The organism is uncultured Tenacibaculum sp., from assembly GCF_947495995.1.
Taxonomy (GTDB): Bacteria; Bacteroidota; Bacteroidia; order Flavobacteriales; family Flavobacteriaceae; genus Polaribacter.
The window spans coordinates 613,964-636,379 of the sequence record NZ_CANMAX010000001.1 but is presented as its reverse complement, the minus strand read 5'-3'; the positions used below and the strand labels follow the sequence as shown (position 1 = coordinate 636,379).

General features: G+C 30.4%; 17 protein-coding genes. 12 read left to right on the top strand and 5 right to left on the bottom strand.

Translation table 11 applies throughout. The annotated features are described in order from the left end of the window. Positions 1-96 precede the first annotated feature (96 nt). The 10 genes from Q1A15_RS02835 (at position 97) to Q1A15_RS02790 (ending at position 13,634) form a co-directional block, all read left to right on the top strand. Entirely contained in the window at positions 97-663 is a 567-nt protein-coding gene (locus Q1A15_RS02835; RefSeq protein ID WP_299618444.1) for an RNA polymerase sigma-70 factor, read from the top strand. A gap of 4 nt (positions 664-667) precedes the next feature. After that, entirely contained in the window at positions 668-1,591 is a 924-nt protein-coding gene (locus Q1A15_RS02830) for a FecR family protein (protein ID WP_299618441.1), read from the top strand. 2 nt (positions 1,592-1,593) lie between these two features. Continuing rightward, the gene (locus tag Q1A15_RS02825) at positions 1,594-4,158 is read left to right on the top strand and encodes a carboxypeptidase-like regulatory domain-containing protein (protein WP_299618439.1); all 2,565 of its coding nucleotides are present in this window, start codon (positions 1,594-1,596) and stop codon (positions 4,156-4,158) included. A 66-nt stretch (positions 4,159-4,224) separates the two neighbouring features. Beyond that, a complete protein-coding gene (locus tag Q1A15_RS02820; protein WP_299618436.1) occupies positions 4,225-5,004 on the top strand; it encodes a DUF3108 domain-containing protein in 780 nt (259 codons plus the stop codon). Between the two features lie 94 nt (positions 5,005-5,098). Beyond that, a complete protein-coding gene (locus tag Q1A15_RS02815) occupies positions 5,099-6,418 on the top strand; it encodes a peptidoglycan DD-metalloendopeptidase family protein (protein WP_299618434.1) in 1,320 nt (439 codons plus the stop codon). A 7-nt stretch (positions 6,419-6,425) separates the two neighbouring features. Further along, positions 6,426-7,994 carry a glucose-6-phosphate isomerase gene (gene pgi / locus Q1A15_RS02810; protein WP_299618432.1) on the top strand — a complete coding sequence of 523 codons (1,569 nt, stop codon included), beginning with the start codon at positions 6,426-6,428 and terminating at the stop codon, positions 7,992-7,994. 123 nt (positions 7,995-8,117) lie between these two features. Continuing rightward, positions 8,118-11,348: a TonB-dependent receptor gene (locus Q1A15_RS02805; protein WP_299618430.1), complete on the top strand. Its 3,231-nt coding sequence runs from the start codon at positions 8,118-8,120 to the stop codon at positions 11,346-11,348. Between the two features lie 97 nt (positions 11,349-11,445). Next, complete coding sequence (locus Q1A15_RS02800) at positions 11,446-11,862, top strand: hypothetical protein (protein ID WP_299619772.1); 417 nt, start codon at positions 11,446-11,448, stop codon at positions 11,860-11,862. 45 nt (positions 11,863-11,907) lie between these two features. After that, the gene (locus Q1A15_RS02795) at positions 11,908-12,639 is read left to right on the top strand and encodes a lysophospholipid acyltransferase family protein (RefSeq protein ID WP_299618428.1); all 732 of its coding nucleotides are present in this window, start codon (positions 11,908-11,910) and stop codon (positions 12,637-12,639) included. Between the two features lie 14 nt (positions 12,640-12,653). Continuing rightward, a complete protein-coding gene (locus Q1A15_RS02790; RefSeq protein ID WP_299618426.1) occupies positions 12,654-13,634 on the top strand; it encodes an acyl-ACP desaturase in 981 nt (326 codons plus the stop codon). A gap of 53 nt (positions 13,635-13,687) precedes the next feature. Here Q1A15_RS02790 and Q1A15_RS02785 read toward each other — a convergent pair whose 3' ends face one another. The 5 genes from Q1A15_RS02785 to Q1A15_RS02765 form a co-directional block, all read right to left on the bottom strand. Further along, positions 13,688-14,227, bottom strand: coding sequence for a DUF4377 domain-containing protein (locus Q1A15_RS02785; RefSeq protein WP_299618424.1), 540 nt, complete (start codon positions 14,225-14,227; stop codon positions 13,688-13,690). A gap of 77 nt (positions 14,228-14,304) precedes the next feature. Next, positions 14,305-14,700 carry a hypothetical protein gene (locus Q1A15_RS02780; protein ID WP_299618422.1) on the bottom strand — a complete coding sequence of 132 codons (396 nt, stop codon included), beginning with the start codon at positions 14,698-14,700 and terminating at the stop codon, positions 14,305-14,307. A 4-nt stretch (positions 14,701-14,704) separates the two neighbouring features. Next, a complete protein-coding gene (locus tag Q1A15_RS02775) occupies positions 14,705-15,325 on the bottom strand; it encodes an acyloxyacyl hydrolase (RefSeq protein WP_299618420.1) in 621 nt (206 codons plus the stop codon). Continuing rightward, entirely contained in the window at positions 15,325-15,774 is a 450-nt protein-coding gene (locus tag Q1A15_RS02770; RefSeq protein WP_299618418.1) for a hypothetical protein, read from the bottom strand. The genes Q1A15_RS02775 and Q1A15_RS02770 overlap by 1 nt, the downstream gene beginning before the upstream one ends. Before the next feature lie 21 nt (positions 15,775-15,795). After that, the gene (locus Q1A15_RS02765) at positions 15,796-16,572 is read right to left on the bottom strand and encodes an amidohydrolase (RefSeq protein WP_299618416.1); all 777 of its coding nucleotides are present in this window, start codon (positions 16,570-16,572) and stop codon (positions 15,796-15,798) included. Positions 16,573-16,717: 145 nt separating this feature from the next. Here Q1A15_RS02765 and Q1A15_RS02760 point away from each other — a divergent pair, with 145 nt between their 5' ends. Together Q1A15_RS02760 and Q1A15_RS02755 are read left to right on the top strand one after the other, a co-directional pair. Further along, positions 16,718-19,468, top strand: coding sequence for a PD-(D/E)XK nuclease family protein (locus Q1A15_RS02760; RefSeq protein WP_299618414.1), 2,751 nt, complete (start codon positions 16,718-16,720; stop codon positions 19,466-19,468). 303 nt (positions 19,469-19,771) lie between these two features. Next, the gene (locus Q1A15_RS02755) at positions 19,772-22,108 is read left to right on the top strand and encodes a T9SS type A sorting domain-containing protein (RefSeq protein ID WP_299618412.1); all 2,337 of its coding nucleotides are present in this window, start codon (positions 19,772-19,774) and stop codon (positions 22,106-22,108) included. Positions 22,109-22,416 lie beyond the last annotated feature (308 nt).

Genomic DNA, 22,416 nt, shown 5'->3' with positions numbered 1-22,416 from the left:
GCGCTTAGTATTTTAAAAAATTAATTATATGTAAGTTGATTCTTTTGATAAAAGCAGAGTATTCAATTTTAATAACTCTGCTTTTTGATAAAGAAGATGAAAAAGATATTACTTGTTGACTTAAAAGGAGTTATTTTTGCATTAATGAAAGTAGGAGATAAATCATTATGTGATTCGAAGGTGTTCGAAGAAGTATATAAAAGTAATGCAACAGCATTACGAAACTTTGTATACTATAAATGTGGAGATATTGATGTTGCTGAAGATATTATCCAAGACTGTTTTATGACAGTATGGAAAAAATGCTCAACAATAATATTACAATCTGTAAAATCATTATTGTTTACAATGGCTTCTAATGCCTTTTTAAACACGGTGAAGCACAAAAAAGTAGTTTTAGAGCATCAAAAATTGAACAAGAATATTAATCAGCAAACCAATGAAAATCCAGAGTTTTTATTGGAAGAGCAAGAGTTTTTAAAAAAGTTAGAATCTGCAATAGCAGATTTGCCAGACAAAGAGAGAGAAGTATTTCTTTTAAACAGAATTGATAAAAAGAAATACAGAGAGATAGCCGACCTGCTTAATATTTCAGTTAAGACAGTTGAGAAGAGAATGAGCAAAGCTTTAAAGCAATTAAGAAATCAAATAGAAGGTATTTAGGCAGATGGAAAATCAAGAGTTTGAAATATTATTAAACAAGTTTATCGAAGGGAAAATTTCCTCTGATGAACTTTCATCACTAGAAAATTCGAAAGAGTTTTCTACATATAAGAAAATATTAGATGCTTCTTCAGAGTTTTCAACTCCTCATGTTGATAACGATAAGTCATTTGATGCTTTCATGGAGAAAACAAAATCAAATACAAAAGAAAATACACCAGTTAGAAAGTTAAATCCTTTTTACGTTGTTAGTGGTGTTGCGGCTTCTTTATTGTTTTTATTTGGGTTATTTCAGTTTTTAAATACCAATCAAACCTACTCAACAGGTTTTGGAGAGCAATTAGCAGTAGTATTACCAGATAATTCTGAAGTAGTTTTAAATTCAGATTCATATTTAGAGTTCAATAAGAAAGAATGGGAAAAGAATAGGAAATTAAATCTTAAAGGAGAAGCTTACTTTAAAGTACAAAAAGGAAGTAAGTTCGAAGTAATTACACCAGAGGGAACAGTTGCTGTTTTAGGAACTCAATTTAATGTGAATCAGCATAAAAACTTCTTAGAAGTTCATTGTTTTGAAGGGAAAGTGAGTGTCGCAAGAAACAATAAAGAATTTATTTTAACTCAAGGAGATGCTGTTCGTCAAATAGGAAACTCAGAGTTTGAAAACTGGAATTTTTCTGAAACCAAACCTACTTGGAAAGATTTTGAAAATAGCTTTAAAAACACTCCGTTACGATTTGTAGTAGAAAGCTTAATTAAAACTTACGGAGCTACAATAATTACCGATAATGTTGATTTAGAAAAGCGTTTTTCTGGTAGTTTTCCTACAAACGATATAGATATAGCATTAAAAACAATTACCACTTCTATGAACCTAAACTACGATCTAGAAGAAGGTAATAAGGTGACACTTCGATCTAAAGAGTAAAAATGATAAAAGTTCGGTTATTCCTAATATCCTTCTTATTTTCTGTACTTGTTTTTGCTCAAAAAGAAGTACCGTTATTAGATATTCTAAACTCAATTGAAAAAACGTATAATATCAAGTTTTCTTTTTCTGAAGATATTATCAAAAACAAATCAATAAAGGTTGATAGTGGCGATGATTTATTAGCTGTTTTAATTCAGCAAATAGAGACGAAAACAGGATTGAAAATCAAAAAAATTAATGATCGTTACTATACAATAGTAGCTAATACAGATAACATCAAAATCTCGGGTTATATTCTCGATGAAAATACACAAACTCCATTATTAGATGCTGCAGTTTTCACGAAAAAGAAAGGTGTAGGAACAGATGAAAAAGGTTATTTTGAGTTAAAAGGTTTACATGAAAAAGATACGGTTACTTTTTCGTTTGTTGGTTACGAAAACATACAAAAAACTGTAGCTGAACTGAAAAAAGAGAATAGTATAAATGTATACTTAAAAGAATCGTCTCAAACTCTAAATGAAATTATAATTTCCAGCTATTTAACTACAGGGATTACTAAAAAAAGTGATGGAGCTATTACGCTAATTCCTAGAAAACAAGGAGTTTTACCTGGTTTGACTGAGGCAGATGTATTATTAAGTACTCAACAATTACCAGGAATTCAGAGTCCTATTGAAAGCGCTTCAGGAATTCATATTCGGGGAGGTACACCAGACCAGAATTTAATTTTATTTGATGGAATTAAATTATACAATACCTCTCATTTTTTTGGTTCAATATCTGCATTTAACCCTTATGTAGTAGATAATGTTACAGTATATAAAAATGCATCAAATGCAAAATATGGAAATCATATTGCTGGAGTTATAGATATTGAAACCATGAAAGAGGTTCCAAAAAAAATGAGTATTGGAGCGGGTTTTAATTTTACCAATGCAGATATAAATGCAACAATTCCTCTAGGAGAAAAATTAGGTGTACAATTTTCGTTTAGACGCTCAATCTCTGATTTGTTAGATACACCAACATTTGATAAACTTTCTCAAAAAGTATTTCAAAATACAGCTATTGCTGATGGAGAAACGCAAGCTGAAGAACAACCTTTTATAGAAGATGAAAATAATTTTAGTTTCATTGATTTTAATACAAAAGTAATTTATCAACCCAACGACAAGAATAAAATATCATTTCAACAAATTAGAATAAAAAATGATTTGGAGTATGAATTGAATAATGAAGTTGATAATCAATCTCGATACGATTTTATTGATATTCAAAATGAGGGTTATGGAATAACTTGGAATAGAGGTTGGAGTGAAAACCTATCTCAAGAAACAAGTATAAATTATACAAATTACAAGCTTTTTTACAACGGAAATAAAAAAAGAGACGGAACAATCAATGATTATACTATCAAAAATAATGAAGTAAAGGAAGTTACGTTTAGTTCTATTCTTAATCAGAAGCTAAATGATATAAGTGAGTTGAATTTTGGATATCAGTTTACACACAGTGATATTTCCTTTAGTTTAGATCAAGAGAATTTAGATTTGTCTAAAAGAGCAAACGAAAGTGATAAAAAAGCCAATAATCAACAAACAATATTAGCTGAATATGTATTAAGTAAATCCAAAAAATATAATTTTAATGTTGGCTTACGTACAAGTTACATGCCTTTATTAAAAAAGACTTTTTTAGAACCTAGGATATATGGTAGAGTTCAAGTACTTCCTTCTTTTTGGTTGAATACATCAGCAGAAATCAAACAACAATACACGAGTAAAATTATAGAGTTTTTTACTTCAGATTTTGGTTTAGAAAATGAATTGTGGGCAATTTCTAATGGTAAAGATGTTCCTATTTTAAAAAGTCAACAAGTAACTTTTGGATTTTTATTCGATAAAGGAGGTTGGTTAATAGATACTGAAGCCTATTATAAAAATATAGAAGGGTTAACTTCCTTATCTACTGGTCTTGACAGTAGTTCTTCCGAAACTATTTTTAATGGGAAAGCAGCTGTTTTAGGAATAGATATACTACTGAAGAAAAAATGGACTTCAAATATTAGTTCTTGGGTAAGTTATACATTTGGTGAAAATACAATGGATTTCACTGGGTTTAATGATGGAAAATCTTTTAAAGGGAATTTTAATATTTCAAATGCATTGTATGTAGCACAACAATTAAAGTTTGGTAATTTCGATTTTTCATTAGGATGGACTTTCAGAACAGGTTTACCGTTTAGTGATGTTATAGACGGTGGATTTGATGTTGAGCAAGAGCAGTTGTCGCAAAAATTTGAAAATAGAAATCAAAGACAGTTACCAAATTTTCATCGTTTAGATGCATCTGCAACCTATGATTTTTATTGGAGTAAAAGCAGGAAAGTAAAATCAAAAATAGGACTCTCGTTTATTAATATTTATAATAGAAAGAATATTTTGAGGCGAACTTATGAGGAAGCAGCAGATCCTCTAAACTCTTCTCGTAGTATAATAAATACTGTAGATACATTTTCTTTAGGTTTTACACCAAATGTTGTTTTTAGAGTTCAGTTTTAGTTATAAAATTGCTAATTCAACTTTTTGGAACAATAATTGTCATTCTTTTTTTATAAGTTTGAAAGTATGAGAAAGCCAATATTATTTTTGTTTTTTATTGCCATTGCGTTAACTAGTTTTTCCCAAGAAGAAATACCATCTGCATTTAAAGGAGGAGAATGGTTACAGTACAGAATGAGCTATAGTGGTTTTTTAAAAGCAGGAACAGCTACATTATCGTTACAAGAAACAGAATATAAAGGACAACCAGCGCTACATGCTGTTGGTGAAGGAAGAACAGCTGCTGTTGTAGGTTGGTTTTTTAAGGTAGAAGATAAATACGAAAGTTATTTCACGGTTCCACAAGTAGAACCCTATTTATTCAAAAGAAAGATTAATGAAGGTGGATATAAAAAGGACAAACAGATAACTTTTGATCGTGATAAAAACACAGCAAGAGTTCAAGATTTTCTTAAGAAGAAAGACAGTGTATATTCTGTAAAAGGACCACAAGATTTAATTTCTACATTTTATTTTCTTAGACAATTCGATACAAAAAAAATGAAAAAAGGAGACGATATCAATGTCTCTATGTTTTTTGATGAAAAATCATACCCTTTTAAATTACATTGTTTGGGTTATGAAACATTAAAAACTAGATTTGGTAAAATCAAAACACAGAAGTTTAGACCATTAGTACAAGCCGGTAGAGTATTTAAAGCAAAAGAAAGTGTAACGATATGGATTACTGCAGACGATAACAAAATACCGATTAAGATGAAAGCATCTTTGGCGGTAGGATCTTTAAGAGCAGAATTAGAGGCTTATAAAGGTTTAGCCAACCCATTTGAGGTTGTTTACGACTAAATCGTTTTAGTTGTTTACATTGTGTTAAAGTGACTACTGGAAAAGCTTTTATTTGTACATTTGTCTCTTTAGAGGTGCAAAAACAAATAAATCGGTGAGGTCGAATTACTATTCTTATATTTTCTTATACATCATTTTTATATCAATTTCCTGTAAACAGGATAAAAAGATTGAAATTCCTGAAGAAGTAATAGAGGTTAAAGAACCAGAACCAGTTATAGAATATGGTTTTAATATCGACAATTACACTGTAATTAATGATACCATAAAAAGCGGAGAAAGTTTTGGAATTATTCTAGATCGTCATCATGTTTTTTATCCAAAGATTAATGCAATTTCTACTAAAATAAAAGATACTTTCGATGTTAGAAAAGTAAGGGCAGGAAAACCATACACAATCTTAGCTTCAAAAGATACTACACAAACAGCTCAAGTTTTTATTTATAAGCATAACAAAATTGAATCTACCATTGTTAATTTTCAAGATTCAATCATAGAAGCTTATACCTATAGAGAACCAATTAGAATAGTTGAAAGAGAAGTTTCAGGGAAAATTATAGATAACTTTTCTCAAGCATTAGATACTTTAGGTTATAGTGCAGTTCTAGCAAACGAAGTAGCAGATATTTATTCTTGGACAGTTGATTTTTATAGACTTCAAAAAGACGATACATTTAAATTAGTTTTCGAACAAAAGTTTATCAACGATACTGTTCCTGTCGGATATGGGAAAATAAAAGCTGCTGTTTTCAATCATAAAGGAAATGATTTATATGCGTATCGATACATAGCTGATTCAATCAAAGGCGATGTTGATTATTATGATGAAGAAGCTGGTTTGTTAAGAAGACAGTTTTTAAAATCACCAATTAAATTCCAATATAGAATTTCGTCAAGATATAATTTAAGAAGACGAATAGCTTTATATGGAAATAAAGTTAGACCTCACAGAGGAACCGATTTTGCTGCGGCTTACGGAACACCAATTATGACTACAGCTAGTGGTACGGTTGTAGAATCTGCCAGAAGAGGTGGAAATGGTAACTATGTTAAAGTAAAACATAACAGTACATATTCTACACAATATTTACATATGAAAAGACGTAAAGTACGTGTGGGAGATTATGTAAAACAAGGTGATGTTATTGGTTGGGTAGGTATGACAGGAAATACAAGTGGCCCTCATGTATGCTACCGTTTTTGGAAAAATGGAAGACAAGTCGATCCGTTCAGACAAAAACTACCAACTGCAAAACCAATGGTAGATAGTTTAAAACCACAATATTTCGAATTTATTACTCCACTAAGAGAACAACTAAATAATATTCCTCTTCCTGATTTAGAAGAAATCAATGAAACTAAAGCAATTGATAGCATCGAGAAAAAACAGGAAGAAATTATAGCTAAAAACTAACCTATCCATGGCTTTGAAAAACTACAATCCAACGCAAACTGAAACTTGGAAAAAACTAACAACTCACTTTGAAGCATCTAAAAATCTAGTTTTAAAAGAGCAGTTCAGAAACGAAGTGAATAGAAAAGAAAACTTTACAATAACTTTTGACGATTTAGAAGTAGACTTTTCTAAAAACAGAATAACTCAAGAAACGTTAGATTTATTAGTTGAATTAGCTAATGAAGTAGAGTTAAAAGATGCAATCGAAAAATATTTTTCAGGAGAAAAGATTAATGTTACTGAAGGAAGAGCTGTACTTCATACAGCTTTAAGAAGTACTTCTGAAGAGCCTGTTTTAGTAGACGGGAAAGATATTAAGCCAAAAGTTCAAACAGCTTTAAGAAAAATTAGAGCTTTTAGTAATAAAGTAATTTCTGGTAAATGGAAAGGATATACTGGTAAATCAATTACAGATGTAGTTAATATTGGTATTGGTGGTTCAGATTTAGGTCCAGATATGATTGTAGAAAGTTTACAATTCTACAAGAATAAGTTAAATACTCATTTTGTTTCTAATGTTGATGGAGATCACGTTTCTGAGGTTCTAAAGAATTTAAATCCAGAAACAACTCTTTTTGTAATTGTTTCTAAAACATTTACCACACAAGAAACTATAAGTAATGCAAACACGATCAAGAATTGGTTCTTAAAATCAGGTTCAATTTTCGATGTGGCAAAACATTTCGTTGCAGTATCTACAAATTTAGACGCTGTTTACGATTTCGGTATCGATAAAAATAATGTATTCCCAATGTGGAATTGGGTAGGAGGAAGATTTTCTCTATGGTCTGCTGTTGGATTATCAATTAGCTTAGCAGTCGGTTTTGATAATTTTAGAGAGTTATTAAATGGAGCTGAAGAGATGGATGTTCATTTCAGAACTGCAGATTTCGATCAAAATATTCCAGTTGTTTTAGCGTTATTAAGTGTTTGGTATAATAACTTCTATGAAGCAGAAACAGAAGCAATCTTACCTTACACACAATATTTATCGAAGCTTCCAGCATACTTACAACAAGCTGTTATGGAAAGTAACGGAAAAGGTGTAGATCGAGATGGAAATGAAATTACGTATCAAACAGGAACAATAGTTTGGGGAAGTACAGGAACTAATATGCAACATGCTTTTATGCAATTAGTACACCAAGGAACCAAATTAATACCAACAGACTTTATCGGTTATAAACAATCGTTACATGGTTTAGAAGATCATCATAATAAGTTAATGGCTAATTATACTGCCCAAATGGAAGCTTTAGCTTTCGGAAAAACAAAAGAAGAAGTACACTTAGAGTTGAAATCTTCAGGTGATATGGATAAAATCAACGTATTATTACCGTATAAAGTATTCTCTGGAAACAGACCGAGTAACGGAATCTTATTTGAAAAATTAACGCCAAAATCTTTAGGAAAGTTGGTGTCGTTATATGAGCACAAGATTTTTGTGCAAGGAATTGTCTGGAACATATACTCTTACGATCAATTTGGGGTGGAGTTAGGGAAAGAATTAGCTAAAAAAATCTTAAAAAACTAACTCCAAATCCAAAAAAAAACTAAAAAATATTAATGCTTCGTTAAAAAAGTTAACATTTATTTAATATTGGAGATATTAAAAAGAGTGAATTTTGCTTCGTTTTAATACATTATATAAAGGACAATGAAAAATTTCAAAAATTTATTACTAGTATCATTACTGTTTGTAGTAACAGCAGTATTCGGTCAGGGGGTAACATCTTCTTCTGCATCTGGTAAAATTACAGATGACGCAGGTGAGCCGTTACCTGGTGCAAATGTACTTTTAGTGCATACGCCATCAGGAACGAAGTATGGAGCTTCTACTGATTTTAATGGATTCTTCAGAATCTCTAACATGAGAACAGGAGGACCATATAAGTTAACAGTTTCTTTTGTTGGTTTTCAAACTATCGAAAACAGCGGGATCTATTTAACTTTAGGACAATCAAAAAAATTAAACCTTACTTTAAAAGAAGATTCTAACCAATTAGAAGAGGTTGTAATCAACGCACAAAGAGATGGTTTAATTGATGGTAATAAAACTGGATCTGAAACTACAATTGGAAAAAGAGAGATCGCTACTGTAGCTTCTGCTTCTCGTTCTGTTGCAGATTTCGTAAGATTAACACCACAAACTCAAATTAGTGAAGGAGACGATGGATTCTCAATCTCTATTAGTGGACAAAACAACAGATACAACTCTATCTATATTGATGGTGCTGTAAATAACGATGTATTCGGTTTAGCTGGATCAGGAACAAATGGAGGACAAACAGGTGTAAGTCCTTTCTCTATCGATGCAATCGAGCAATTCCAAGTAAACATTGCACCATTTGATGTAAGACAATCAGGATTTACAGGTGGAGCAATCAACGCGATAACTAGATCAGGAACTAACAAATTTGAAGGGTCTGCTTACTTCTTTACAAGAAATGAAGATTTAGCAGGTAAAACTCCAGTAGATTTAGTTGGAGCTAATGGAAGACAAAAATTAGGTGAGTTCACAGCTAACACTTATGGTGTAAGAATCGGTGGGCCAATTATTGAAGATAAATTATTCTTCTTCGTAAACTACGAAAGACAAGACGACGAATTACCACAGCCATTCGCAATTGAAAGCTATGATGGTAACTCAACTGCTGCTGATATCACAAGATTAAGAGATCACGTATTAAATACGTATAACTACGATATCGGAAGTTTCGAAAATGCTTTAAGAACTTTAAAGAGTGATAAAATCACAGCTAAGATCGACTGGAATATCGATGATAGAAACAAACTTTTATTTAAGCATACTTATGTTAAGGCTGAAAACTTAGAAACTAGAAGTTCTGGTGCAAGAGATTTAGCATTTTCTAACGGTTCTGAATTCTTCATCAGTAATACAAACTCTAGTTCATTAGAGTGGAATTACCAAGGAGATAAAATTGCAAACAGCTTTTTAGTTGGTTACACTAGAGTAAGAGATGATAGATCACCATCTGGTAATCCATTCCCAACTGTAGTAATTGGAGACGGAATCAATACTTTTGGTTTCGACGGTATCCAGTTTGGAGCAGAGCGTTTCTCTACAGCTAACTTATTAAATACAGATATGTTAACTATAACAAATAATTTCAATATTTATTATGGTAGACATACATTTACAATCGGTACTCACAACGAATTTGCTGATGTAAAGAACTTATTCTTTGCTTCTAACTTTGGTACTTATATTTATGATTCTGTTGATGACTTTATCAACAATACAAACTTAGTTGACTTTGAAAGAAATTATTCTTTAGTTTCTAATAGCGTTGGTGATGATTCAACTGGTGCTGCTGAATTCGGAACTAAGCAATTTGGTTTTTATGTACAAGATGAAGTTGATTTTTCAGATAACTTAAAAATTACTGCAGGTTTACGTTTTGATATTCCAGTTTGGGAAGATGGAACTGTAAACAACGATTTCAATACAAGAACTGTAGCTTTATTAGAAGCTGCTGGAAAAGATTTAAAAGGTGCTAGAGTTGGTAGAGGAATTAACACTCAATTATACATTTCTCCAAGATTAGGATTTAACTGGGATGTAGGAGGAAACTCTAAAACTCAAATCCGTGGAGGTATGGGTATCTTCGTTTCTAGATTACCATTAGTATGGCCAGGAGGTATCTACAACAATAACGGTGTAACTCAAGGAACTTTAGAAGGTGCTACAGGATTAACTTTCAACCCAGATGTAAACACTCAACCAATCGGAGTTGCTCCAGGTTCAGGATTCACAGGAGGAAATGTTGATTTAATTACTCCAGATTTCCAATTACCACAGGTTGTAAAGTATAACCTTGCTATTGATAGAAAATTACCTGCAGGATTCTCTGTATCTGCTGATTTCGTATATAACGATAACTTATCAGCTCTTTTCTATGAAAACTTAAACATTCCAGATGCAGTTGGAAACTTAGTTGGTGCTGATAACAGACCTTTCTATAACAGAAGAGGTTCTATCGATAACACTTACGGAAGAATCATTTTAGCTTCTAATACTAATGTTGGTAGTTCTTGGAACTCATCTTTCACAGCTAGAAATACATTCAAGAGTACTTTCATTGATGTTTATTCATCTGCTACTTACTCTTTCGGTACTTCTACTAGTATTTTTGATGGTACTTCATCTCAAAACAGTTCTCAATGGAGAGGTATTGTTACTGTAAACGGTAAGAATGCTAACCCACAATTAGGTAGATCTGGTTTTGACCAAGGACACAGAGTATTTGCTAACGTTAGTGCAGATTTCAAATGGAATGAAAACTTAAAGACTACTATTGGTTTATTCTATAACGGTCAACAAGGAAGACCTTTCTCTTATGTATACGGAGGACGTGATTTATTAAATGACGATTCAAGAGATAACGCATTAATCTATGTACCAGCTAACGCTTCGGAAATTAACTTAGTTGATTTTGTTGACAATGGTAACACTGTAACTGCTGCTGAGCAGTGGGCTGCTTTAGATGCTTATATCGAAAATGATGATTACTTAAGAACAAGAAGAGGTACTTACGCAGAAAGAAATGCTGATAGAGCTAGATTCTCTCACGTAGTAGACTTAAAGTTCTTACAAGATTTCACTGTTAACGCTTTCGGACAAAAGCATACATTACAATTAAGTGCTGATATCTTTAACTTCACAAACTTATTAAATAAGAACTGGGGTAAAACATATTTTGCTAGTGATGTAAACCTTATCGAAGTTGCTGGTGGTGGTGGTACTGCTAACCCAGAATTTAATTTTGATCCAAATAGAACTATTACTATCGATCAAATTGATGATAGAGGAATCCAATCTTCTAGATGGCAAGCACAAATCGGACTTAGATATATCTTTAACTAAGATATTCACCATATTTTTTAAAACCACCTCATTTGAGGTGGTTTTTTTATGCATAAAATTCAGTACTTTTACAGTATAAATAAACTAACTAATTATGATGAAAACAGTTCACTCTTATTGGGCTTACATTGCATTAGCAGTATTAATTTTTGCTGTTGTAAATGCTGTAATAGGATTAGTACAAAAAAAAGAATTTACACATAAAGATTTTCGCTTAGGTTTATTCACATTAATTACTGCTCATATTCAATTATTAATAGGTTTAGGGTGGTATTTTATGTCTCCTTGGTACAAATCAATGAAAGCTAATGGTGTAGATGCTACAAACAGATTGTTAGCAATAGAGCATCCAATAATGATGATTTTAGCAATCACATTAATTACAATTGGTTGGTCTAGACACAAAAAGCAAGTGAAAAGCGAATCAAAATTTAAAACTTTTTCAATTTTCTACGGATTAGCTCTAGTATTTATTTTATCCAGAATTCCGTGGTCAAATTGGTTACCATTTTAATACAATTTAATTCCCGCAATTAGCGGGAATCTTATTTTATAACAAATGAAAATAATAAGTTATCTCTTATCTTCAATTTTTACGTTAGTATTCTTTATACTTCTTTTAATTTTTCATCCTATACAATGGATAGGTTTGAAATTAGGTGGACAAAATGGTCATCAAAAAGTAGTAAATATTATGAATTGGTTCTTAGTAAAGTCACTACTTATTTTAGGAGTGCCAGTTCGTGTAAAAAACAAACACGAATTACCAAAGAATCAAACTCTAATATTTGTGTCGAATCATCAAAGTATGTTTGATATCCCTCCAATTATCTGGTATTTCAGAAAACATTGCCCAAAATTTGTTTCTAAGAAAGAGCTAGGAAAAGGAATTCCGAGTATTTCATTCAATTTAAAACATGGTGGAGCTGCCTTAATCGATAGAAAAGATAGAAAGCAAGCCATTACAGAAATGATTAACTTTGCAAAAAGAATAAATAAGAACAACTGGTCTGCTGCGATTTTCCCTGAAGGAACTAGAAGTAGAAATGGTAAACCTAAGAGTTTTGCTTCAAACGGACTTAAAATGTTAGCAAAATACAATCCAGATTCTTATGTAGTTCCATTAACAATTAATAATTCTTGGAAGGTGTTTAAGTACGGAAAGTTTCCTTTAGGAATTGGAAGTCCGATAAAAATAATAACACACGAACCAATAAAAATAGACAGTTTACCATTTGATGATTTATTGGCCAGAGTAGAAGCTGATGTTAAAGGGGCCATTATAGAATAAAAACAACTAAATCAATGTCAATAAATAACATAAGAAAAGAGGTGATGAAAACCTTGGAAAGCAAAATCCATGGTTTTGTAGATGATTTTTTAATCCCCATCGAAAAAATTTGGCAACCAACAGATTTCTTGCCAGATTCTCAAAGTGACAACTTCTTAGAAGAAGTAAAAGAAATTCGTGAGATTTCTAAAGAATTAGATGACGATTTTTGGGCTGTTTTAGTAGGTGATACAATTACTGAAGAAGCTTTACCAACGTACGAATCTTGGTTAATGGAGTTAGATGGTGTAAAACAAGATCCTGATAACGGTTGGGCAAAATGGGTAAGAGCTTGGACTGCTGAAGAAAACCGTCACGGAGATGTGTTAAACAAGTATTTATACCTTTCTGGAAGAGTAAATATGCGTGAAGTAGAAATTTCTACACAGCATTTAATTGCAGATGGTTTCGATATCGGTACATCTACCGATCCGTATAAGAATTTTGTATATACAAGTTTTCAAGAGTTAGCTACATATATTTCTCATAATAATGTAGCGAAAATAGCACGTAAAAAAGGGCATAAATTATTAGCTAGAATGTCTAAAATTATTGCGGGTGATGAAATGAGACATCATAAAGCATATTCAGCATTTGTCAAGGAAATTTTCACCATTGATCCTAGTGAAATGATGTTAGCTTTTGAAAAAATGATGAAGCATAAAATTGTAATGCCAGCAATGCATTTACGTGAGTCATTTAATGAAAAAGGAAGTCTTTTTGATGATTTTTCTACGGTAGCACAACGTTTAGGAGTTTATACTGGTTTTGATTATATCGATATCCTTAGAAAGTTAAATGCAGCTTGGGAGATTGATAAAATTACTGGTTTAACAGCTGAAGCAGAAAAGGCAAGAGATTACCTAATGAAGTTACCAGATAGAATGTATAGAATTACCGAGCGTATCGTAATTCCTGATACTGATTTTAAATTTAAATGGATGATTCCAGCATAAATAAATACAAAAGCAACCTAATTTAGGTTGCTTTTTTGTTTTATAACGATTTTTTAATTTAAAGCTACCAACTCAAAAGTATCTTGATCTATATGTTTAAAAGTTCCAGTAAGATCACTGTTGTTTTGTAATTTATTTTCCAGCTCTTGACATAAAACTCCGCAATTAATTGTAATAGCATTTAAAATTTTAAATCCAGAAGAAGTATTTACAAAGTTTATGTCATCAAGTTTAAGCCTAATATCAAAAGTAGTATCATCATTAACTTTTTCTTTAGAAGTTACTTCTAATAAGGTGTACTGTGTTGAGCTTCCATCTTCAGGTGGATTAGCAATAGTTTCTTTTTTTACTGCTAATGTATAGGTATAACCCAATTCATAGTTAAATCCTTCAATAGGATGAAAAAAGTTCACCCAAGTATCAGTATTTAAATTACTTCCTTCTTGAGCTAAAAAGGCAAATTGAGGCGCAAAACCTATAGCAGTACTTTGATAATGATTTATTCGAATAGTTGCAATCTCACCATTGTCGTTATCATCTTCACAAGAGCATAAGAAGGTTGTAAATGCAAGTAGAAAAATTAACTTTTTCATGTTTTGAATATTTTTAAGTTACATCTGTTAGATGACAAATAATCCTTAAGGTTGCTTTAAAGATTGAAAATATTATTTTAAGTAGTCTCTATTTTAGGCTTAATTATAAAAACGATTATTGTTCCAATAAATAAACCAATCAAAGAAAACAAAACATCATTACTGTCATATACATTTTTGCCTCCTAAATTATGAATTTTAAATTCTTGAGTAATTACATATATAGCTGCAAAAATTATGGCTAAAATATAAATGTAATTGTGCTTAATATTTTTATTTCGAGTAAGAGTTAATCCTAAAGCAGTTAATATTAATACACCTAAAATACCTTCAAAAAGATTGGGTAATGATAAACCAACTACTTGAATAAAGTTATTTTCTGAAGATAGAATTTTGGAGCGAACAATTTTGAAAACAATAAATAACAATAATACTCCAATTTGAATTCGAACCAATTTTCTGATATCATTCATAGAATTATAATTGAAAAGAGATTCCAGATTCAATACCAAAACTGTTATGTCCTTTATTAGGTGAAGCAAAGTTTAAGTTAGAATTGTGTCGTAAAGTTAATCTGAAATCAAACAAAATTCTTTTTTGTTTCCAAGAAAAACCTAAACCTAAGATGTCGGAAAAAGCAAACCCTCTTCGTAAACGTTCTGTGTCTTCATTAGAAATCATTGGACCTACACTACCAAGTAAATATGAACTAAAATTCGAAAATACATTGTAGCGAACTAAAATTCCGATGTTTAAAGCATATTCTTCAAAAGCTCTTCTTTTAGTAAATTTTTCTCTTAACTCTAAATAGTTTTCAGTAGTTGGTAAAACAAATTGCTCGTTTAATAATTTATGATTGGCAAAGTATACACTTGGCTCTATTAAGAGTTCAAAGTTAAAGTTCTCTTTAAAGGTTAGTGGATAGTTAATCTGAACTTTTAAATATTGATTATCATAACTGTAATCAGGATCATTTAACGGAAAACTATTCTGTGTTGCTCTACCATAATTTAAGCCCAAATAAATTTTACGTTCCTGAGCATTTACAAACTGAAGACTTAAAAAGAGACTACAAATAAAGAATAATAATCGTAACATTAATCAAGCTTTTTTTTGAAATGAATCCAAGCTGTAACAGATAAGATGACTATAATTAATCTCTTGAATAAAATAGGTAAGAAAATATCTTCGTCGAAAACAGGATTATCTACATTTCCGATAACAAAAACCACTAATGCAAGTGTAAGAGACAAAACGATACCGATGGCAAACTTAGCAATCAACAAATAATGAAGTTGTGTTTTGCTAATATTGTTTTCTTGATCAAACCTCATTTTATGTTGTTTATTAAACAATAATATTTCTAGAATTAAACCTAATACCCAAGAAACAGCAATTATAATTAAGAAAGCTGTAAATCCGTCTCCTGTTGATACATTAAGTATAGTTTTAAGAGCGTAAAATAAAGGAAGTCCAGGGATGAAATTGATTAGAAATTGTTGTAATAAAACGTTGTCGGTTAAATAGTTTAAATTTTCTTTATTCATAATTTGAGTATAGTTGGTTGATTATTGTATTGTAAATACATCTCGGTCTTTTAAAAAGCCAAGCTTTTCTCGAACAGTTTCTTGTTCATTTTTTTGAAGTTTCAATGTAATTGTATTTTCTAACTCATTATTTTCTTCAGACAAACAATTCCCTAAGCAATCATAAACAGCAGAATGACCAACGTATTCATAATCATTGCCATCTAAGCCAATTCTGTTTACACCAATGGTAAAACTCATGTTTTCAATTGCTCTAGCTTTTAATAATGCATCCCAAGCGTTAATTCGTTTTTTAGGCCAACTCGCAGTATATAGAAGTAAATCATAATCTTCTACGTTTCTAGCCCAAACAGGAAAACGTAAATCGTAACAGATAAGCGGACAAATTTTCCACCCTTTGTATTCCACAATTAACTTTTGAGTTCCCGAAGTATACGTTTCGTGTTCTTTAGCTAGAGTAAACGTATGTTTTTTATCATAATACTGAATTTCACCTGAAGGAAAAACAAACAACAAACGATTAAAAAAGGCATCATTTTCTTCAATAATAATACTTCCAATTATAGCGGCATTTTTTTCTATAGCTGTTTTTTGCATCCATTGTACAGAAGTACCATCCATTTTTTCAGCCAAATTGCTAGCATTCATAGAAAAACCGGTGGTAAACATTTCAGGTAACACGATAAGATCTACAGCATAAGAAATATGATTTATTTTCTTTGTGAAGTTTTCTAAATTTTTAGTCGGATTTTCCCAAACTAAATCAGATTGCAATAAAGAAACAGATAGTGTATTCATTTTTATTCAGTTGAAATCAAAAATAACATAATTATTGTACTTTAGAAATCTATCCAGTTACCATGTTATCTCTGTGTTCTTAAGAATAACATTATTGACTTAACTTTGTATTCTCAATTTAAAGATTTAAATAGAAATAAAATAAATGCAAACATTTATTCAGGAAACAATTCAAGACATCTTAAAAACGACACAATCTTTTCAAGATGTAACTTTTGTATTGCCATCGAATCGTGCTGGAGTTTTTGTAAAGCAAGCACTAAAAGATGCGCAAGTAAAAGGTTTTTTTCCTGAAATATTGAATATTGAAGAGTTTACAGAAGAAGTGTCTGGAATTCGTAAAGTAGATTCAATACAATTACTGTTTTATTTCTATCAGATTTACAAGAAAGTTGAAGAGAAACCAGATACGTTTGATGTTTTTGCTTCTTGGGCTTTTACGGTACTGCAAGATTTTAATGAGATTGATCAACATTTAGTAAATACGAAAGAAGTGTTCGTATACATTCGAGATGTAGAACGTTTAAAAAAATGGTCGGTAAAAGGTACTTTTCAAGAAACTGAATTAATAAAAGATCACTTTGCATTTACCGAAAAATTAAACGAATACTATAATTTTTTCTATGAATATCTGATTGAAAATAAAATCGGATATCAAGGATGTTTGTACAGAGAAGCAACTGAAAAACTGGAAGGGTTTTTACAAAACTCAGGAGATAGAAAGTTCTTTTTTATTGGATTTAATGCTTTAAACAAAGCAGAAGAATTCATGATAAAACAAATGTTGTTGGAAGGAAATACCGAAGTGTATTGGGATATTGATGAAACGTTTTTGTATTCGAATCATCAAGCAGGTGCATTTATCAGAAAGTATAAGACCAGGTGGAAATATTATCAAACAAATGAAATAAAAACGATCGGGAATTGGTTTTCGCAACCGAAGAATATCGAATTAATCGGAGCTTCTAAAAATGTAACGCAAATGAAGTATGCAGGAGAATTATTATCGCAATTCTCTAGTCATGAAAATACAGCCTTAGTTTTAGCCGAAGAATCACAATTGCCAATTACCTTAAACTCGTTACCACAGAATGTAAATTCAGTGAATATAACGATGGGATATCCGTTAAAAGATATGCCGTCAACAAGTTTGTTTTTGTCGTTGTTTCAACTGTTCATCACACAAGAAAGACTTCAGAAAAAAGATGCACAACAATTTTATTACAAAGAAGTAGTAAAACTGTTAAAAGAACCTTTTGTTTATAAAATACTAACTACAGAGAATGAAGTTGTTTCCGAGCAAATTATAGGTGCAATTTTTACTGAAAACCGAACTTTTGTTTCTAAAACTTACATCGAAAGTTTTCTTAAAAATATAGACGAAACAAAACGAGATTTGATTTCCGATTTATTTTCTGAGTTTAAAACAGTAGATGCTTTTTTACAAAGAATTGTTCGATTTATAGATCATTTAAAAGATAAAGTTGAAGGATTAGAAAAAGAATTCTTATTTCGATACTATACCGCTTTTAATCAGTTACAAAACTTACAATTAGAGTTTGGTTATTTTTCAGATCTAAAGGTTTTATATCAGTTTTTTAAACAGCTCATTTCTTCTGAAAGTTTATCTTTCCAAGGGGAACCGTTACAAGGTTTACAGCTAATGGGAATGTTAGAAACGCGTCTGTTAGATTTTAAAAATGTAATTATTACTTCGGTAAACGAAGGCGTTTTTCCTGCGTCTAGCAAACAAACGTCATTTATTCCTTTTGATGCAAAAGTGCATTACGGTTTGCCTAGTTATAAAGAAAAAGATGCAATTTTCTCGTATCACTTTTTCAGACTGATTCAAAGAGCAGAAAATATTTATTTGATTTATAATACAGAAAGTGATTCGTATGGAGGAGGAGAGAAGAGCCGTTTTTTAACACAATTAGAGTTGTTAAAAGATAACGTAAAACACACATTTATAAGTCCGAAAGTTACACAACAAACCACTGAACAATTAGAAGTTCATAAAAATGAAGCGATTCTTGAACGATTAAAAGAATTAGCAACTAAAGGAATTTCTCCTTCTGCTTTGACCAATTATTTGTATAATCCGGTTGCTTTTTATCAGCAAAAAGTTTTAAAAATCAGAGAGTTTGATGATATCGAAGAAGAAGTTGCATTTAATACTTTAGGAACTGTTGTTCACGAAACATTACGTGTTTTATACGAACCTTTTGTAGGAAAGTTTATTGTGAAAAATGATGTGTCTGTGATGAAGAAGAAGGTTTCTGAATTGGTAGAACATTTCTTCGCAGAATATTTTAAAAACGGAGATATTACTACTGGAAAAAACAGATTGATTTTTGAAGTTGCTGTTCGTTTTGTACAAAACTTTTTAGATCAAGAAATCACATTACTTTCTGATACAAATAATGCTCTAAAAATTGTTGAAGTAGAAAAAGATTACGAAGCGTTTTTTAATGTAGACGGAATCGATTATCCGATTAAAATTCACGGACAAGTAGATCGTGTAGATCAACTTAACGGAGTAACTCGTATTATTGATTATAAAACTGGTGTTGTAAATGCTTCAGATTTGAAAATTTCTGATATAACAGCCGTTATAGATTTTAAATATAGCAAAGCGATTCAAGTATTGTTGTATGCGTTTATGTATACGCAAAATAATCCTACAGCTGAACTTCAAATAGAAGCTGGAATCATTTCTTTTAAAAGATTGAAATCTGGATTTATGAAATTAAACTTCTCTGAAAAGTATCGTGGACAAGACAATAATGTTTCTTTAGATAGAATAGATTCGTTTATCGATCAAGTTAAAAAGTTAATTCAAGAGATTTATAATCCAGAAATATCATTTTTAGAACCTTCTGAACTTCCTTTTTAAGTACGTAACAATTTTTTAACGTAAACATTTAAGTACACTTTTTACGAAAAATTAATTTCAAAATTTGTTAAAAAAAACGGACAAAAAACTGATAGTCAAAACGAAAATAAAACAGTGCCAATTTTCGCTATAAACCTAGGGTTTTTATAGGGTTTTGTAAATTTAATCAAGTCAAATTTCTTATGTTTTTTTTAAGATTTTCTTAAGACTTTCTAAGCTACTTTTAGCCTCAGAAAAATAGAAAACAGAAACAGAAAGATGAAAACTAATTTACAACCACTATTACAATTTTTGCTACTCTGCATGAGTACTAATTTTGCATTTTCTCAAAACACAATTGTACCAGATGATAACTTCGAAAGAGCTTTAATTGCTCTTGGTTTAGATTCTGGAGATTTGGATAATGTTGTGCCTACAGCAAACATTAATCGAGTAGAAAATTTAGATATATCGTTTAGCGATATTAAAGATTTAACAGGTATCGAAGGTTTTACTTCATTAAAAAAACTTGAAGCTCAGGGAAATGATATCGAGGCCATTAATTTGGCTTCAATCATAACTTTAGAAACTTTAAATCTCAAAGGAAATTCATTAGAAGAAATAGTACTAACCAACAATGTTCTTTTAAAAGAAGTAAATGTTGTTAAAAACAAACTAAATCTTTTAGATGTTTCTAGAAGTATTCTTCTTGAAAGTTTAAAAGTTTCAGACAACATGTTAACCGTTATTGATATTACTAAAAATAGTCAGTTAAAAATACTGGAGATTGATAACAATCAAATAACTACAATAGATTTAAGTAGAAATACACTTTTAGAAATATTTGATGCTACCAAAAATTCATTCACAACTGTCGATTTAACAAATAACCGCTTATTAAAAGAAATAAGTATTGGAGATAACGATCTTACTACAATAGGTTTACGCCTTAATCTTCAGTTAGAAAAATTGTATTTAAAAAATAATAAGCTCACAGAGTTAGATGTATCTGGAAGTCCCCTTTTAATTAATTTAGATGTTAGTAATAACGAACTAAATGCATTAAATATACTAGTACAGTCTAATTTAGAATCGTTGTATGCAAATGAAAATAATATCGAAGCGATAATTCTATCAGCAAATAATCGATTAAAAGTGATTAGTTTAGCTTATAACAAGTTGAAAGAAGTTAATCTAAGTAGTAATACAGATTTAGAAGTGCTTACTATCGATGGAAATTTGTTAACTGATCTTGCCTTAAATCGAAACAGAGAATTGTATTACGTAAGTGCAGATGATAATCAGCTGTTAGATTTAAATTTAAAAAACGGAAACAATACAAACTTTTTAACTGGTTTTGCTGGTTCTAGTTTTAAAAACAATCCAGCATTAACCTGTATCGAGGTTGATGATGAAGATTATAGTAATGCAAACTGGACAGATTTTAAAGACGATATCGCAAGTTATGATAGATTTTGTAGCAGTAGTGTTATTGTAATTAGAGATGAGAATTTCGAACAAGCTTTAATCGATTTGAATTTAGACGCTGGAGAAATCAACGGAACGGCTTTAATTCGAAATGTTGAAAATGTAGAGTTTCTTGATCTTTCAAATAGAGATATTAAAGATATAAGAGGAATAGAACGTTTTGAAGCTTTAAAAGAATTACAAATTCAAAATAATAAGCTAGAACTTTTATCTCTAACAGGAAATAGGGAGCTAAAAAAGTTAAATGCGTCCGATAATGAAATAGCTAATATTTTCTTAGGAAATGAATTAGAAGAAATAAATGTTGGTAACAATAAAATAAGGGTTTTAAATGTATCTAGAAACGACAAATTAAAGACATTAAACGTTTCTAATAATACAATGGAATTTCTGTCTGTTCACGATAATTTAGAATATTTAGATGCATCAAATAATAGTCTTGAAAATTTAAACTTATCAAACAGTAAAATCAAAGAAGCAAAACTTCAAGATAATGAAATACTTACTATAGGTTTAAATAACAATACTGATCTAACGTATTTAAATCTGAATAATAATAGATTAAGAAGCATTAATACAACTGACGCTACAGTATTGAAAAAGTTATACCTTAATTCAAATGATTTGTTGATTATAGATGTTTCTTCAAACTTAGGATTAGAGGTTTTAGATGTATCTAATAACGAATTAATCAATCTTGATTTATCTGAAAACTCAGAACTTTATAGTGTGTACGCAAATGATAACAAATTAACTTCTGTGGATATAAAAAATGGAAGCAATACTAAGATTGATGCTGCATTAACAGACTTTACTTCGAATCCAGATTTAATGTGTATTCAAGTAGATAACAAAGTAGTAAGTGATACCGATTGGGGAGCAATAAAAGATAATACAGCAACATTCAATGAAAATTGTAGAGCTACAGCATCGAATGATGAATTTGTTTTAATGAATACAGAAATTGCTCCAAATCCTGTTCTTAATACACTAAATATAAAATCAGATAAAGAAATTAAATCTTTAACGATTTATGACATGCAGGGAACAGAGATACTAAATGTTAAGAATACAAAATCATGTAATGTTGGTCGATTAGCTTTCGGATTTTACATGTTGAAAATAGTAACAGATGAAGATAAAGTAGGTATAAAACGTTTTATTAAAAAATAACCTATAAATCTATTTTTAGTAAACAATGTCTTTTTGAGGATCATTTATATTTTTATAAACCTCGAAAAGGCATTTTTTAGTTTAAGAACAGTCTTTTTTAACATAATTAATTGCACAATATTTATTGAAATGTCATAGCTTAGATACGAATTAAGTTATAAAGAAAAAGACTTAATCATAAAGTTGCTAGAGATAAAATTTTGCTATGTTCTATTCTCTTTTTTTAATTAAAAACGATTTACTCTAAAGTATTTCTAGAGTTAGTCCTGTAGCAGATTTTTATCAATACAACTTAAACTATTATTAAC

Excerpts from the sequence above, each read along its gene's own strand:
- Q1A15_RS02835 (WP_299618444.1), top strand. The coding sequence starts at position 97 with ATGAAAAAGATATTACTTGTTGACTTAAAAGGAGTTATTTTTGCATTA.
- Q1A15_RS02830 (WP_299618441.1), top strand. The coding sequence starts at position 668 with ATGGAAAATCAAGAGTTTGAAATATTATTAAACAAGTTTATCGAAGGG.
- Q1A15_RS02825 (WP_299618439.1), top strand. The coding sequence starts at position 1,594 with ATGATAAAAGTTCGGTTATTCCTAATATCCTTCTTATTTTCTGTACTT.
- Q1A15_RS02820 (WP_299618436.1), top strand. The coding sequence starts at position 4,225 with ATGAGAAAGCCAATATTATTTTTGTTTTTTATTGCCATTGCGTTAACT.
- pgi (WP_299618432.1), top strand. The coding sequence starts at position 6,426 with ATGGCTTTGAAAAACTACAATCCAACGCAAACTGAAACTTGGAAAAAA.
- Q1A15_RS02805 (WP_299618430.1), top strand. The coding sequence starts at position 8,118 with ATGAAAAATTTCAAAAATTTATTACTAGTATCATTACTGTTTGTAGTA.
- Q1A15_RS02800 (WP_299619772.1), top strand. The coding sequence starts at position 11,446 with ATGAAAACAGTTCACTCTTATTGGGCTTACATTGCATTAGCAGTATTA.
- Q1A15_RS02795 (WP_299618428.1), top strand. The coding sequence starts at position 11,908 with ATGAAAATAATAAGTTATCTCTTATCTTCAATTTTTACGTTAGTATTC.
- Q1A15_RS02790 (WP_299618426.1), top strand. The coding sequence starts at position 12,654 with ATGTCAATAAATAACATAAGAAAAGAGGTGATGAAAACCTTGGAAAGC.
- Q1A15_RS02785 (WP_299618424.1), bottom strand. The coding sequence starts at position 14,227 with ATGAAAAAGTTAATTTTTCTACTTGCATTTACAACCTTCTTATGCTCT.
- Q1A15_RS02780 (WP_299618422.1), bottom strand. The coding sequence starts at position 14,700 with ATGAATGATATCAGAAAATTGGTTCGAATTCAAATTGGAGTATTATTG.
- Q1A15_RS02775 (WP_299618420.1), bottom strand. The coding sequence starts at position 15,325 with ATGTTACGATTATTATTCTTTATTTGTAGTCTCTTTTTAAGTCTTCAG.
- Q1A15_RS02770 (WP_299618418.1), bottom strand. The coding sequence starts at position 15,774 with ATGAATAAAGAAAATTTAAACTATTTAACCGACAACGTTTTATTACAA.
- Q1A15_RS02765 (WP_299618416.1), bottom strand. The coding sequence starts at position 16,572 with ATGAATACACTATCTGTTTCTTTATTGCAATCTGATTTAGTTTGGGAA.
- Q1A15_RS02760 (WP_299618414.1), top strand. The coding sequence starts at position 16,718 with ATGCAAACATTTATTCAGGAAACAATTCAAGACATCTTAAAAACGACA.
- Q1A15_RS02755 (WP_299618412.1), top strand. The coding sequence starts at position 19,772 with ATGAGTACTAATTTTGCATTTTCTCAAAACACAATTGTACCAGATGAT.